Genomic DNA, 15189 nt, shown 5'->3' with positions numbered 1-15189 from the left:
AGTATCACTCTCTTTCTATGAGATTACTTTTTTAGCTTTTCAATAAGCTCGTCATATTTCGGGCTGTTTAAGAAGTTATCCACTGATAAGTGCGTCGCATTCGGCAGCTTTGCCTTTGCTCGATCTGTTAAGTCTTTGTGGGTAATGACAATATCCGCATCGCTCGGCAGATTGTTAATCGCCGTGTTGGTCACGCTGATATCCAGGTCTGCTTTTTTGACTTTGTTTCTTAAAATCGAAGCCCCCATCGCGCTCGAGCCCATTCCGGCGTCACATGCGAAAATAATGTTATTGACGCTTTCAGGAGACAGCTCAGACGCTTCCTCAGCTTTTGCTTGTTCTGCCTCTAAAGCAGCGGCAGCTTGGCTTTTCTTCCCCTTCATGGACTGCATTTTTTCTGTTGCGGCAGCGAGGTCTTCTTCGCTTGCTTTTGAAGATTTCAGGATCACTGCTGATACGATGAACGAAACAGCCGCAGCTACTAATACACCTGCCAATACGCCGAAGTATCCGCCTCTTGGCGTCATGGCCATCAATGCGATAATGCTTCCTGGTGACGAAGCTGCGACCAGACCGGCGTTAAAGATAGAAAACGTCAGGAGTCCGCTTGCTCCGCCTGCAATCGCTGCCAGAATCAATGCCGGCTTCATTAAAATGTACGGGAAGTAAATTTCGTGAATCCCCCCGAAGAAATGAATGATTGCCGCTCCAGGAGCCGTTGATTTTGAAGAGCCTTTTCCAAAGAACATATACGCGAGCAAAATGCCGAGCCCCGGTCCAGGGTTTGCTTCTACTAAAAACAGAATTGACTTTCCGGTATTGGCTGCCTGCTCGATTCCAATCGGGCTTAAGATACCGTGGTTGATCGCGTTATTTAGGAACAAGACCTTCGCCGGTTCCACGAAAACGCTTGCAACAGGCAGCAAGTTAGCGTGTACAATGACCTCTACACCGGCCGCCAGTAATTTATTTAACGTCAGAACGACTGGGCCGATCGCATAAAACGCGAGAATCGTTAAAGCCGCGCCGACAATTCCTGCCGTAAAGTTGTTAATCAGCATCTCAAAGCCTTGTTTTACTTTGTCCTTGAATAATTTATCAGTTTGCTTAATGAGATATCCGCCCAGCGGCCCCATTATCATCGCGCCTAGAAACATCGGAATATCAGACCCGACAATTACTCCGATTGCCGCCGTCGCACCGACGACTCCGCCGCGGTGGTCGTAAATCATTTTTCCGCCTGTATACGCTATCAAAAGCGGCAGTAAATACGTAATCATCGGGCTGACCAGCGTATTCAGCTGCTCATTCGGAAACCATCCCGCCGGAATAAACAAAGCGGTAATAATGCCCCACGCGATAAACGCGCCGATATTCGGCATGATCATACCGCTTAAATAACTGCCAAAGCGCTGAACTTTCACTTTCATGCCGCCTTGCTGCTGTTCTTGCTGCATATATAAACCCTCCCTGTTTTGTTTGTCGCTAAAAGAATGATAATGTCAGAGAATGATGCTTCCCTTTGACTCTATATTAAAACGCTTACAGTGTGTGCACAATTGAAAGTAAAGAGGACTTTGGCACATGGGTGTGACAATTTTTTAAAAATAAAAAGGCTCCTGTTTTAGGAGCCTTTTCTCTTTCCTCTATAAATAATCTTTCCGTTTTGAATCACATACTTCGCGATCATCCGTTCACTCACAATAAATACAGGATAGGCGCACACAAGCGCAAAAACAGCCATCGGCACATGCTGAACGGCCGGAATCATTGAGCCTGCCGCATTGCGAAGGAGCATCAAAAGATAAATAAGCAGCACGATGAGTGCCAAAGACACAATCATAATCGGAGCTGATACTTTATATTCGTAAAGCCGTTCCCGGCAGTGACCGCAGCGAAATTGGCACGGGACATTTGACGATCTGACCATGTCGCCTGTCAAAGGTTTGCCGCAGTTCGGGCATACTGTTTCTTTCATATGGTATTTTCACTCTCCATTCATATGTCCATTATACCAGAGACCCTTCTGTTTCGTTTTGTTACTGTTCAACACATTTTCACATTTTTTATCACCAGCATACTTGTCTCGGTCTTTGAAATCCTCTACGCTTAAGAAGATCTTAATGAAGGGGATGTATGAATGCTTCCGATTAATAGACAGCAGCACATACTTGAGTGGCTGAAAAAAGAAGGCGCGCTCAGAATTTCTGATATTAGTCAACGGTTCGGTGTGTCAGAAATGACAGTATACAGAGATGTGAATCAGCTTGTCCAATCAAACCAGGTGATAAAAACGGCCGGCGGCATCACGCTCCCAGTCCGTGCGCCTCAGGCTGATCACACGTGCAGCTATTGCCTAAAGCCGGCCAATCAGGCTTATTCGGTCCAGCTGATCACGGTGACACAAGACATTGAACAGCTGTGCTGCGCACATTGCGCGTTTTTGCGGTATGCAGATAAAACGGAAGAGGTTTCTCATTTGATTTGCAAAGACTTTCTGTTACAAACTACGGTCAGTGCCGCTTCGGCTTATTTTGTTGTAAACGCTGAATTAAATCTGCACTGCTGCCAGCCGCAGGCCATACCGTTTGCGACTCTTGACCATGCTGAACGTTTTCAAAAAGGCTTTGGCGGAGCCGTCCGCACCTTCGATCAAGCGCTGGAAGACATGCTGAGAGACAGAAAAAAGCGCTGCACCTGCACCAAGAAATAACACAATATAATTAGCGGAAGGTGGTGTCTGAGTAATGCAACGAAACAGATGGTGGATCATACTTCTGCTTTTTCTTGTTTTCCTGCCGAAAACAAGCTTTGCTCACGCCTATATTGTCAAATCTTCGCCCGGAGAAAACAGTGAATTAAAAAGCGCGCCCGCACAGGTGGAAATTGAATTTAATGAACCGGTTGAAGAGGGCTTTCACTACATTAAAGTCTATAATTCAGACGGCGACCGGGTGGATACGGACAAAACAGAAATCAAAAAAGACAACAATCACATCATGACCGTGAAGCTGAAAAAGAATCTGCCTCATGACGTGTACAGAGCGGAATGGAATGCCGTTTCGGCAGACGGGCACCCTGTTTCCGGCGTCATCCCGTTCAGCATCGGAAAAGCGGATGGAGGATTCAGCAGCCAGAAAACATCAGGCTCAACCCTGAATCCGGGAACAGCTGCAGACCGCGCCATTCTGTATACAGCCTTTTCTCTGTTTATCGGGACCGTTTTTTTCCATCTCTTCTGGTATAAAGGGGACGAAAAAAAACTCGCCAAACGGACAAAGCGTTTGCTTGTCACCTCAGTCACTGTGCTGGGGCTGGCGCTCCTGCTTCAGCTTCCGATACAGACAATAGCGAATGCAGGCGGCGGCTGGGGCAATGCCTTTCAGCCGGGGTACATGAAGGAGACACTGTTTGAAACCGCGGGAGGCACAATTTGGATGATTCAGGCCGTGCTGTATGTACTCCTTGTCCTGTCTGCCGTCCCAGTGTTACGCAAAAAGCGTTTTGCGTCCTTCGCATATTGGACGGCGCCGCTCCTTTTCTTTTTCGGTCTCCTGCTTGCCAAAGCGTTTACCGGACATGCCGCTGTTGTTGAAGAAAAGACAGTCGGTATCCTGATGGATTTCCTTCATTTATCAGCCGCCTCCATCTGGATCGGCGGAATAGCGGCCATCGTTTTACTGCTGTCACAGGAGTGGAGACAGCCGGACAAAACGCTTGCTTGGGAGACGGTGAAACGGTTCTCTCCATGGGCACTCACAGCAGTCGGTGTCATTTTGTTCTCGGGCTTGCTCAATGGATTTTTCATCATTCGGTCAATGGACTCACTGTTCCATACGGCGTATGGCCAAGCCTTGTTAGTCAAAAGCGGACTGTTTGTTTTGATGCTGATTCTGGGCGGTATTCATTTTCTGCTCACCAGAAAACGGCAGGGGTCCAAAATCACCCGCACGCTAAAAGCGGAATGGGCAATCGGCATCGCTGTCCTGATCACAGCTGCCGTATTTACAAGTCTGCCAAGTCCGCCTGAGCCTGCACCGGAACCGTTTTATCAAACCAAAGCGATTGAAAACGGGCAAAGTGTTTCTCTCAGCATCAGCCCGAACCAGCCCGGCAAAAACGAGTTTGAACTCAGGGTTACCGATCATAGCGGAGACCCAGTAAAAAACATTCAGCAAATCACCTTGTCCGTTTATAAAACGGGACTGTCAGGCAATAAAAACAAAAGCACGTTTCAATTGAAGGAAAAAACAGATGGCATCTTCCAGACTGAAAACCTGTCCATTAATGAAAAGGGAAACTGGAAGATCAAAGTCCACGGACTGACCGGCGACTTTAACGAAATCAATATCATGTTTACAAAGACAAATTAAAGGAGTGTTTGAGTTGTTGAAAAAAATCGCATTCACACTATGTCCAGCTGTTATCGGCTCTCTTTTATTCTTTACGGCGCCTGCCAGCGCGCACGTGTCTGTAAAACCGGCTGAATCCGCCACAGGATCATGGGAGACCTACACAATGAAAGTTCCTTCCGAAAAAAATCAGCCGACAACAAAGGTTGTTTTAAAAATGCCAAAGAATGTTGAGTTCCAGCAATACGAACCGGTTCCTGGCTGGAAGGTGTCTACTGCCAAACACGACGACAAATCAGTGTCCGTGACGTGGGAGGCCACTGACGGAGGCATTCAGGAAGGCCAGTTCCAGCAGTTTACCTTTGTTGCCAAAAACCCTGATAAAGCGGAGGAAGCCGCTTGGGATGCCTATCAATATTACAAAGACGGCAGCATAGTTGAATGGACAGGCGATGAAGATGCGGATACGCCTCATGCCATTACAAAAATCACCGCAGCCAAAGAAGTAACAGATGAGCATGGCGCCACTCAAACGAAAGATGATTCTGCTTCTGAAGACTCAGGTTCATCGGCTCTTGATATCACAGCGATTGTGCTATCTGCGGCAGCCATTATTTTATCTGTTGCAGCTCTAGTAAAGAAAAAGCGCGACTAAAGAAAAAGCGATCCAGATGAGTTCTGGGTCGCTTTTTTTGTTTTATCCGCGTCCTGCCTGGAAAGAAGGGTATTGTGTCATACCGCCGTCCGCGAATAACGTAATGCCTGTGACGTAGCTGGCTTCCTTCGAAGCAAGCCAGGCTGCCACTGCCGCAATTTCCTCCGGTTCACCGATATATCCCATCGGAATCATGCTTTCTACATCTGCTCTCTGCTTAGGATCAGCAAATTTTTCAGCATTGATTGGCGTGTTGATCGCGCCTGGCCCGATATTGTTGACACGAATGCCTTTCGGCGCATATTCCAATGCCAATGTTTCCGTCATCAGCTTGATTCCGCCTTTACTTGCCGCATAGTGAACAAATAATGGCCACGGAATCACTTCATGTACGCTCGACATATTAATGACATTTCCTTTTATATCGTTTTCAACAAAATATTTAATCGCTTCACGGCTTCCTAAAAAGGCGCCCGTTAAGTTCGTGCTGATGACTTTTTCCCAATCCTTGAGCGGCATTTCATGAGACGGCACGGGATTTTCAAGACCGGCATTATTAATCATAATATCGAGTGTGCCGAACTCTTTAATCGCTGTTTGAACGATGTTTTTCACATCTTCCTCTTTCGTTACGTCTCCTTGGACGACAATGGCTTCACCGCCCGCCTTGATGACCTCTTCTTTTACCTCGTTTGGATCCTGTTTATTACTGTAATAGTTGATGACCACTTTCGCCTGCTCCTTGCCGAAGCGAATGGCCATTGCCTTTCCTAATCCTGAAGCAGCTCCTGTTATAGCGACGACTTTTCCTTTTAAATCCGGATACATATTCATCCTCCTTAGCTGTTATGAATTCGTTTTGGCGATTCCTAAAAATACGGCAGCCGCAATAATCAGTGCAATCCCGATCGCAATCGCAATCAGCTGGCGTTTTGATTTCTTTTCACGCAGGATGAAAATACCGCCAAGCGTCGAGATGACAATTCCCATTTGAGAGAGAGAAAAGCTTGTGGCAACGCCGACTTTCGGCTGAGAAATAAACAAAAACATATTTCCCCCTGCCCAGATTAAGCCCGGGAGAATATTTCTGATGGCATACTTGTTGAAGGGCTTGTGCTTATAGGTTAAAATGACCCCTCCAATGACCATCCCGATCGCCTGCGGCAACAGGGCGGACCATCCAGATACATTAAATAATCTTGCGACAACGACATAAATCAAATAACCCAATGTCGAGACCAGAAGGATTAAAATGCCCTTTTTTAAGTTGCTCGGCTCTCCATCTTTTTTGTCTTTCTTATCTTCTAATGACGTGAGAACGATACCGACAATAATAAAGATAAGAGCGAGGACTCCAAGTGTAATCGAAATCGGTGTTGACCACTCTCGGAAAACAATGACGCCGAACAGTGAGGTGGAAACAAGCTGCATCCCTGTGGAAATCGGCATCGTTTTGGACACACCCATTAACTGAATGCTTTTGAGCTGGTTGCTCTGCCCAAGTGACCAAAATAAGCCGGATATAATTCCAACGATAAAAATGCGCATGGACAAGACGGGTTGGACAAACAAATAAATAACGATAGAAACAATTAACGCCCCGATCGTCGTTCCCAGTGTTTGGCTGTACGGCCCGCCGCCTAATTTAACATTGAAGAGAACAATGCTCCCCCAAAACAAAGCCGGGAGAAGAGCCAGAAATAAATCCATTGTTGGGGAACCTTCTTTCAAAATGTATTTGCTGTTATTTTGGCTGGAATTGATGTGTTTATTCGCTGAAACAAAAAAAGAGCTGCCGGATCTTCCGGCAGCTCTTCAGGAGCATATCGTTTCGTTTATAAACCGATGGACATATATTTTGTTTCAAGGTATGGTTCAATACCTTCTGAACCGCCTTCACGGCCGATTCCGCTTTCTTTCATTCCGCCGAAAGGAGCTTGAACCGCGGACGGTCCTCCGTCATTCCAGCCGATAATTCCGTACTCAAGGTTCTCGGAAATATAAATGCCGCGGCGGTAATTTTCTGTGAAGAAATAAGCTGCTAAGCCGTACGGTGTATCGTTGGCGAGCTCAATTGCTTCATCAATATCTGTAAAAGTGACGATTGGCGCAACAGGGCCGAATGTTTCCTCGTGCATGATATTCATGGACGTATCGACGTCAGCGAGCACTGTCGGATTGACAAAGTAGCAGCCTTTATCATCGTTTCGTTCATAAGTGCCCCCAGCGACAACCTTCGCTCCTTTTTCAACCGCATCATCAATTTGGCTGACGATTTTTTCAAAGCCCCTTTTGTTGATAATCGGACCGACGTTTACGCCTTCCTCAAGTCCATTTCCAACCTTCAGCTTCGATACTTGCTCGCTCAGTTTTGCAGCAAATTCATCTTTGATGGATTCATGAACGATCAGGCGGTTAGCACATACGCATGTTTGGCCCGCGTTTCGGTATTTAGACACCATTGCCTGTTCAACAGCAAGATCAATGTTTGCATCTTCATCCACAATCAGCGGGGCATGTCCGCCGAGCTCCATGGATACGTGTTTCACAGTATCAGCGCTGTTTTTCATCAGGATTTTCCCTACAGGTGTTGATCCTGTAAAGGTGATTTTGCGGATTTTCGGACTGCTTGTAAAAACGTTTCCGATCTCCTCGCCATCACCGATGACAACCTGAAGCACGTCTTTTGGAATACCCGCTTCGTATGCGAGGCGTGCAAGTTCATAGGCTGACAGCGGTGTATCAGGCGCCGGCTTGATAATAAACGTACAGCCGGCAGCAAGAGCAGGCGCCGCTTTACGTGTAATCATCGCATTTGGGAAATTCCAAGGCGTAATCGCGGCAACTGGGCCGACTGCCTGGCGCGTCACGACAATTCGTTTTCCGGTTGTCGGAGCCGGAACGGTTCTTCCGTACACACGCTTCGCTTCCTCCGCGAACCATTCGATATAACCGGCGCCGTACAGCACCTCCCCGACAGCTTCCTGGTACGGTTTTCCGTTTTCCTTCGTAATTAAATCTGCAAGTTCTTCTTTATGTTCAACGATTAGCTCATACCACTTTTTCAAAAGAGACGCTCTTTCGTTCGCTGATGTTTTAGACCATGATGTAAACGCTTGATGTGAACGTTCAATGGCTTCTTCTACTTCTTTGGCTGATTGCTGAGGAATCGTTTTGATCGCCTCGCCTGTAGCCGGGTTGTAGACCGTTAATTGATCTGGCATATTGAACATTCCTTTCTATTCTTGGATTTACTTAAAATGATAGCAGACCCGTGTGTTCTCTTTCCAATGATTAAGCTCGCAGACCTGCTTCCACAATGTGGATCCCTTCATTCAGAAGGTCATCTGAAATAACCAGCGGCGTCAGGAAGCGGATGATATTGCCGTTGATACCGGCAGTCAGCAGCAGCAATCCGTTTTGATTCGCGTACGCTGCGATGGCTGCCGCTTTCGCTTTATCAGGTTCACGTGTTTCAGGGTCTTTGACGATCTCGATTGCTGCCATCGCCCCAAGTCTGCGGATGTCACCGATAAACGGGTATTCTGTTTGCCATTCAAGCGCTTTTTCTTCAATGATCCTGCCGATTTCCTCAGAACGTTCATTCAAGCCTTCTTCTTCAATAATGTCCAAAACAGCCAATGCCGCCGCGCACCCAAGCGGACTTCCCGCATACGTGCCGCCGAGCTCTCCGGGCGCCGCCGCATCAAGCATTTCCGCGCGTCCGATCACACCGCTTAACGGCAGCCCAGCCGCAAGAGATTTCGAAACCGTGATCAGGTCTGGCACGACATCAAAGTGCTCGATCGCGAAATAAGTGCCCGTTCTGGCAAATCCGGTTTGAATTTCATCGGCTACAAAGACGATGCCGTGTTCTTTACAGAAGGAAGCGACGTGCTGCACAAACCGTTTAGAAGGAATAATGAATCCGCCTTCTCCCTGCACCGGCTCCATCACAACACACGCTACCGTTTCAGGAGCAACTGCTGCGATAAAGAAGTCATTGAACGCTTGAATGACCATATCGTCATATGCATCATCACTCAGTCCGGCAGGCTTCTGATAATAATACGGAAACGGCGCCTGGTATACCTCTGATGCAAATGGGCCGAAACCGAATTTGTACGGCTTTACCTTGCTTGTCATGCTCATTGTCATATTCGTGCGTCCGTGGAACCCGCGTGTAAACGAGACAACGCCTTGGCGCTTGGTATACTTTCTGGCGATTTTCACAGCGTTTTCCACCGCTTCCGCTCCGGAATTGAGGAAAATCGCTTTTTTCTCATGAGTGCCCGGCGCAATGCCGCAAAGCTTTTCAGCTAATTCAATATAAGACGGATACATCATGACGTTAAAGCCCGGATGGATCAGCTCCTCCGCCTGCCGCTTCACAGCTTCTACCACCTTCGGATGCGAGTGTCCGACGTTTAAAGTTCCAATAGCGCCAGCAAAATCAATAAATCTCCGGCCGTCCAAATCATACAGCTCTGCTCCCTCTCCTTTTACCGCCAGGCTGCGGTTTCCGTTGCTCACACCTTTTGAGACAAATTGGTCTCGTTTTTGCTGCCACTCTGCTGTAGTGAAAGTTGATGCCGTTGTTTGACTCATGTGAATCCCCCCACTGTCATTATTTTCTTACCATTCTGACTTCTTTTTGGTATGATGAAAAGTACCAATTATAACTTTTTGATGGCACCAGAAGGAGACACCGCAATGGACATCACAATCACTCTCGATCGCTCAGAAAAAGCCGATTATATCTATCAGCAGATTTATCAAAAGCTGAAAAACGAAATCCTCAGCCGTAATCTGCTGCCCCACTCGAAGGTTCCCTCCAAACGAGAGCTGGCTGAAAAGCTGAAGGTCAGCGTAAACTCTGTGAATTCAGCCTATCAGCAGCTGCTCGCCGAAGGGTATTTGTACGCTGAAGAAAGAAAGGGTTTTTTCGTGGAACAGCTGGACACATTTTCTACTGAGGAACAGCCCTCATTTTCACTGCCGGATGACCTGAAAGAGGTTCATATCGATCAAAGCGATTGGATATCTTTTTCACATATGAGTGCCGATACAGATCATTTTCCAATGAAAAGCTGGTTTCGCTGTGAGCAAAAAGCGGCTGCCCGCTCATACCGCACGCTCGGCGACATGTCTCATCCGCAAGGCATATATGAGGTAAGAGCCGCCATTACAAGGCTCATCTCTCTAACGCGGGGCGTGAAATGCCGGCCGGAACAAATCGTCATCGGGGCGGGCACCCAGGTGCTGATGCAGCTGCTGACTGAGCTTTTGCCCCAAGGTGCGGTGTATGCGATGGAAGAGCCTGGATACAGGCGAATGTACCAGCTTTTGCAACATGCCGGAAAACAAGTGAAGACGATTATGCTTGATGAAAAAGGGATATCCATTTCTGAAATCATCAGACAGAAGCCTGATGTATTAATCACTACCCCTTCGCATCAATTCCCGGCCGGGACAATTATGCCTGTGTCCCGGAGAATTCAGCTGCTGAACTGGGCAGCGGAGCAGCCGAGCCGCTATATTATTGAGGATGATTATGACAGCGAATTTAAATATGATGTAGACAGTATCCCGGCGCTCCAAAGCCTTGACCGCTTTCAAAACGTCATCTATATAGGCACCTTTTCAAAATCACTTCTCCCCGGATTGCGGATCAGCTACATGGTGCTGCCGCCGAAGCTGTTACGGGTATACAAAAAGCGGGGCTATGACCTGCAGACCTGCTCGTCACTCACACAGCTCGCCCTGCAGGAATTTATCGAGTCTGGAGAATATCAGAAGCATATAAAAAAAATGAAGCAGCATTATAAAGAAAAGAGAGAACGCCTCATCCGCGCATTAGAATCAGAGTTTGGAGGGGAGATTACAGTAAAAGGGGCAAATGCGGGACTGCATTTCGTCACTGAATTTTACACCTGCCGCACGGAACAAGAGATCCTCGCGTATGCCGCCGCCCAGCAGCTTGAAATCTTTGGGATGAGCCGGTTTCGCTTAAAAGAAAGCCGTCCGCAGCCTGACAAACCCGCGCTTATTATCGGCTTTGCACGGCTGAGGGAAGAGGACATTCAGGAAGGTGTGCAAAGACTTCGCCGCGCTGTTTATGGACATAAAAAAATCCCCGGTTCAGGGGATTGATTTACCAGCGCTCCTGGTCCACGTTCAGCACTGCTTCAAGCAGGCCCGGAAATGCCCTTTCAAGATCTTCTGTGCGAAGCGAATAATAACGGCGCTTTCCTTCTATGCGTACTTGAGCGATGCCCGATTCTCTTAATACTTTAAAATGGTGGGACAAGGTCGACTTTGCAACCTGTACATCAGCACAGGTGCTGCACGTTTTCTCTTTTGCTTCGGCCAATTGCTTCACCAGCTCTAAACGAAGCGGATCACTCAGTGCGTGAAGAACCTTTGTCAGCTGCAACGTTTCTATTTGTGGATGGTTTGGAATGTTCATGACACAAATGTATCACACAACAATTAGAATGACAATTTTACTATTTGAGGGTTTTTCCTTTACCTGATTTTGATTACATGGTACATTTAGTTCGATCAAATTCGAACAATAAATTTTAAAGACAAATGGAGGAGATTTACATGATCGTATTACAAGCTTATATGAAAGTAAAACCCGAAAAACGCGAAGAATTCTTGAGCGAGGCACAATCGCTCGTTCAACATTCAAGAGCCGAGGAAGGCAACGCCCAATACGACCTTTTTGAAAAAGTAGGCGAAGAAAATACATTCGTGATGCTTGAACAATGGAAAGATGAAGCGGCGATGAAATCACACAATGACACTGCGCATTTCCAAGCATTTGTAGCAAATGCCAAAGAACTGCTGAGCGCTCCTCTTGATGTTGTACGCACAGAGCTCAGCGAGTAAGGAAAGGATGTCTCACATGAACGAAGTAATCAAATCATTAACAGATCACCGCTCCATCCGCAGCTATACGGACGAGCCGGTGCCAGAAGAGCAGCTGGACCACATTATACAAGCGGTGCAATCAGCCCCTTCTTCTATCAACGGGCAGCAAGTAACCGTCATCGCGATTCAGGATAAAGAGCGCAAAAAGAAAATCTCCGAGCTGGCGGGCGGACAGCCTTGGATTGACCAAGCTCCGGTTTTCTTGCTTTTCTGCGCAGACTTCAATCGGGCAAAAATTGCGCTTGAAGATCTGCATGACTTCAACATGGAAATCACAAACGGGCTAGAATCCGTTCTTGTCGGCGCAGTTGATGCCGGCATCGCACTTGGCACAGCGACGGCAGCGGCTGAATCACTCGGACTTGGCACTGTTCCGATCGGCGCGGTTCGCGGAAATCCAAATGAACTGATCGAGCTGCTTCAGCTTCCGAAATACGTGTTCCCTGTATCGGGTCTTGTCATCGGCCATCCTGCTGATCGTTCAGCGAAAAAACCTCGTCTTCCAAAGGCAGCGGTTTATCACAAAGAAACGTATCTGCAGCAGGACGAGCTGACATCACACATTCAGTCATATGATGAACAAATGTCCGAATACATGAAAAACCGGACCAACGGAAAAGAAACACGAAACTGGTCACAAGGCATCGCCTCATACTATGAGCGCCTGTACTATCCGCATATTCGTGAAATGCTCGAAACACAAGGATTTAAAGTTGAAAAATAAGCCACACCCGGCCTGTCGGAATTCCGGCAGGCCCCTTTTATTGTCCGGATAAAATCCATTGACTTTCATTTTGTTTATTTGGTAAAATTTCATCAATGTACTCATTGGTTTTCTGTGAACCAATGGGTTTTCTATTGTTCAAGAAAGAAGGAAGCCAAGAGATGCTTGATAAAAAAACAGAGATCTTGTTAGCCGCGCGGAAGCTTTTTTCTGAAAAGGATTTTACGTCGGTTTCCATGCAGGCAATCGCAGAAGAATGTAAGATATCAAAAGCTTCGATATATAAGCTGTTTCAGTCGAAGGAAGATTTGCTTTTGGAGCTGCTGACGTTTAACCAGAAGCAAATGGTGGCCGCGGCGTCAAGACTGCAGGAAAATACCGCGCTGACACCGGAGGAGCGTTTGATTCAAAAGGTCAAAATGGAGCTGGAAGGATTCAGGCGGAATCAGCAGTTTTTTAATATGCTGACCTACGGAAACCCCAAGCTGCACAATGACCGTGTAAAACAGCATATCCATCAGACCAGATCAACGATTATCTGCTGGCACCGCGATTCGCTGATCCAGGCGTATGGAGAAACCATTCTCCCGTTTGTATGGGATTTGGTGATCATTCTTCACGGCATGATGCGTGAGTTTTTAATGCTGATCAAAATAGAGGAAAAACCGCTTGATCTTGACCCGATCGCAGCGTTTATCATCAGCACCCTCAATCAGATTGTCAAAAACAAAGAAACACGGCAGTCCCTGCTTCCGCCTGAGACCATCGAGCTTTATATCCAATCGGCGTCCTCCTACCAGCCAAAGGATAAATCACTCCTGTTATCAGAAAGCCTGAAAGAATTACATAAAGGCATCTCTTCCCTGCCCGCCGCGGATTATGATATCGATGAGTTGGCATCCGCTGCAGCCATGCTGGAAGAGGAAGCAAAAAAGGAAGAGCCCCGCGCCTTTTTACTGAAATCACTGATTGGCTATCTGGAACAAACCGGTGTTTTAACACAGCAAATTTCTATGTTAAAAACACTGTTAATTACTTAAAGAAAAGAAGGGATCTTATTGGACACAAGTATTGAAAAAAAACCGTTTAACCGTTCTGTCATTGTCGGCATTTTGTTAGCCGGGGCGTTTGTCGCCATTTTGAACCAGACACTGTTAATTACCGCTCTCCCCCATATCATGAGGGATTTTCATATAGATGCAAACCAAGCCCAATGGCTGACGACTTCATTTATGTTAACAAACGGTATTTTAATTCCGATTACTGCGTTTTTAATTGAAAAATTCACGAGCCGTACGCTTCTCATTACGGCGATGAGTATTTTCACTGCCGGAACAATCGTCGGCACGTTTGCCCCGAACTTTCCGGTTCTGCTGACGGCCCGTATCATTCAGGCGGCCGGAGCCGGTATTATGATGCCGCTCATGCAGACAGTATTTTTAACGATCTTTCCGATTGAAAAGCGCGGCCAGGCTATGGGTATGGTCGGATTGGTCATCTCCTTCGCGCCTGCGATCGGACCGACTCTTTCAGGATGGGCAGTAGAAGCTTTCTCGTGGAGATCATTGTTTTATATCATTCTTCCGTTTGCCGTGATCGATTTGCTTCTCGCTATCATTCTTATGAAAAACGTGACGACATTAAGAAAAACACAGATTGATATTCTATCAGTGATCCTGTCGACATTTGGATTTGGCGGGCTGCTCTATGGCTTCTCAAGCGTCGGCTCTTACGGATGGACCAGCTCAACGGTTCTGATTTCACTGCTTGTGGGCGTGATCGCGCTGCTCTTATTTATTACAAGACAGATGAAGCTCGAAAAACCGATGCTGGAATTCCGCGTATTTACGTTTGGTATCTTCAGCTTAACAACCCTGCTGGGAACCCTTGTCTTTGCTTTATTAATTGGTACGGAAACCATTCTGCCGCTGTATACACAAAACGTCAGAGACGTCACAGCCTTTGATACAGGGCTTATGCTTCTGCCGGGAGCCATTGTGATGGGCTTCATGTCACCGATTATCGGAAGAATTTTTGACCGTGTCGGCGGAAGAGGTCTGGCGATTGCAGGTTTCTGTATCATCTTCCTGACATCACTTCCGTTTATGCAGCTGACTGACCATACGTCACTGGCTTGGATTGTCGTTTTATATACCGTTCGTCTCTTAGGGACAGCGATGATTATGATGCCGGTGACAACAGCCGGAATCAATGCGCTGCCGCGCCACCTGATTCCGCACGGAACAGCGATGAACAATACGGTTCGCCAAGTCGGCGGCTCCATCGGAACTGCTCTGCTGGTATCCGTGATGAGCAACCAGGCAGCACATGCAGGAACCGCAAATGTAAAACACGCCGCTCTGCACGGCATGAACGCCGCTTTTATTGTGGCAGCCTGCATCGCGCTTGCCGGCTTACTTCTATCCTTTACATTAAAGAAACCTCAGCGCCCTGCCGAACAGCAGCCGGCACGCTGATCCTATAAAAAAAGAGCCCCGCTTTGAGAGCGGAGGCTCTTT

At 47.2% G+C, this 15189-nt stretch carries 15 protein-coding genes; 8 read left to right on the top strand and 7 right to left on the bottom strand.

What is annotated here, in order from left to right; genetic code table 11:
- Window positions 1–23: 23 nt before the first annotated feature.
- On the bottom strand, window positions 24–1457 hold the full coding sequence (locus tag P3L57_RS02300) for a PTS mannitol transporter subunit IIBC (protein ID WP_044161848.1): 1434 nt from the start codon (window positions 1455–1457) through the stop codon (window positions 24–26).
- A gap of 167 nt (window positions 1458–1624) precedes the next feature.
- Entirely contained in the window at window positions 1625–1978 is a 354-nt protein-coding gene (locus tag P3L57_RS02295; RefSeq protein WP_044161850.1) for a hypothetical protein, read from the bottom strand.
- Window positions 1979–2140: 162 nt separating this feature from the next.
- Here P3L57_RS02295 and cutR point away from each other — a divergent pair, with 162 nt between their 5' ends.
- From cutR to P3L57_RS02280, 3 genes are read left to right on the top strand one after another with little or no spacing between them, the layout of a single operon-like run.
- Window positions 2141–2713, top strand: coding sequence for a copper uptake transcriptional regulator CutR (cutR, locus tag P3L57_RS02290; protein ID WP_069487505.1), 573 nt, complete (start codon window positions 2141–2143; stop codon window positions 2711–2713).
- Between the two features lie 34 nt (window positions 2714–2747).
- Window positions 2748–4373: a copper resistance CopC/CopD family protein gene (locus P3L57_RS02285; protein WP_069487504.1), complete on the top strand. Its 1626-nt coding sequence runs from the start codon at window positions 2748–2750 to the stop codon at window positions 4371–4373.
- A 13-nt stretch (window positions 4374–4386) separates the two neighbouring features.
- Window positions 4387–5007, top strand: a complete 621-nt coding sequence (locus tag P3L57_RS02280) for a YcnI family copper-binding membrane protein (protein WP_069487503.1) — start codon at window positions 4387–4389, stop codon at window positions 5005–5007.
- Between the two features lie 42 nt (window positions 5008–5049).
- On the opposite strand, the gene gdh is transcribed toward P3L57_RS02280, so the two are convergent.
- From gdh to gabT, 4 genes are all read right to left on the bottom strand, one after another.
- Window positions 5050–5835 (bottom strand): glucose 1-dehydrogenase, encoded by a 786-nt coding sequence (gdh, locus tag P3L57_RS02275; RefSeq protein WP_044161863.1) that lies wholly within the window; start codon window positions 5833–5835, stop codon window positions 5050–5052.
- Window positions 5836–5853: 18 nt separating this feature from the next.
- Complete coding sequence (glcU, locus tag P3L57_RS02270) at window positions 5854–6717, bottom strand: glucose uptake protein GlcU (RefSeq protein ID WP_024120228.1); 864 nt, start codon at window positions 6715–6717, stop codon at window positions 5854–5856.
- 125 nt (window positions 6718–6842) lie between these two features.
- The gene (gene gabD / locus P3L57_RS02265; protein WP_059291955.1) at window positions 6843–8231 is read right to left on the bottom strand and encodes a succinate-semialdehyde dehydrogenase; all 1389 of its coding nucleotides are present in this window, start codon (window positions 8229–8231) and stop codon (window positions 6843–6845) included.
- A gap of 70 nt (window positions 8232–8301) precedes the next feature.
- Entirely contained in the window at window positions 8302–9615 is a 1314-nt protein-coding gene (gene gabT, locus P3L57_RS02260) for a 4-aminobutyrate--2-oxoglutarate transaminase (protein WP_069487501.1), read from the bottom strand.
- Between the two features lie 105 nt (window positions 9616–9720).
- Between gabT and gabR the strand changes: the two genes are divergently transcribed.
- Window positions 9721–11160 carry a MocR-like transcriptional regulator GabR gene (gabR, locus tag P3L57_RS02255; RefSeq protein WP_069487500.1) on the top strand — a complete coding sequence of 480 codons (1440 nt, stop codon included), beginning with the start codon at window positions 9721–9723 and terminating at the stop codon, window positions 11158–11160.
- Between the two features lies 1 nt (window position 11161).
- Here gabR and P3L57_RS02250 read toward each other — a convergent pair whose 3' ends face one another.
- Window positions 11162–11476 carry an ArsR/SmtB family transcription factor gene (locus P3L57_RS02250; protein ID WP_069487499.1) on the bottom strand — a complete coding sequence of 105 codons (315 nt, stop codon included), beginning with the start codon at window positions 11474–11476 and terminating at the stop codon, window positions 11162–11164.
- Window positions 11477–11616: 140 nt separating this feature from the next.
- Between P3L57_RS02250 and P3L57_RS02245 the strand changes: the two genes are divergently transcribed.
- From P3L57_RS02245 to P3L57_RS02230, 4 genes are all read left to right on the top strand, one after another.
- On the top strand, window positions 11617–11904 hold the full coding sequence (locus P3L57_RS02245; RefSeq protein ID WP_044161872.1) for a putative quinol monooxygenase: 288 nt from the start codon (window positions 11617–11619) through the stop codon (window positions 11902–11904).
- A gap of 16 nt (window positions 11905–11920) precedes the next feature.
- Window positions 11921–12670: an NADPH-dependent oxidoreductase gene (locus P3L57_RS02240; protein WP_044161874.1), complete on the top strand. Its 750-nt coding sequence runs from the start codon at window positions 11921–11923 to the stop codon at window positions 12668–12670.
- A gap of 161 nt (window positions 12671–12831) precedes the next feature.
- Window positions 12832–13710, top strand: coding sequence for a TetR/AcrR family transcriptional regulator (locus P3L57_RS02235; RefSeq protein WP_069487498.1), 879 nt, complete (start codon window positions 12832–12834; stop codon window positions 13708–13710).
- Window positions 13711–13728: 18 nt separating this feature from the next.
- Window positions 13729–15147 carry an MDR family MFS transporter gene (locus P3L57_RS02230; RefSeq protein WP_044161878.1) on the top strand — a complete coding sequence of 473 codons (1419 nt, stop codon included), beginning with the start codon at window positions 13729–13731 and terminating at the stop codon, window positions 15145–15147.
- The last annotated feature ends 42 nt before the right edge of the window (window positions 15148–15189 follow it).

The organism is Bacillus sp. B28, assembly GCF_029536185.1.
GTDB lineage: Bacteria > Bacillota > Bacilli > Bacillales > Bacillaceae > Bacillus > Bacillus halotolerans.
Note: the sequence above shows the minus strand (reverse complement) of the source record. Positions and strands in the feature narration are given on the sequence as shown.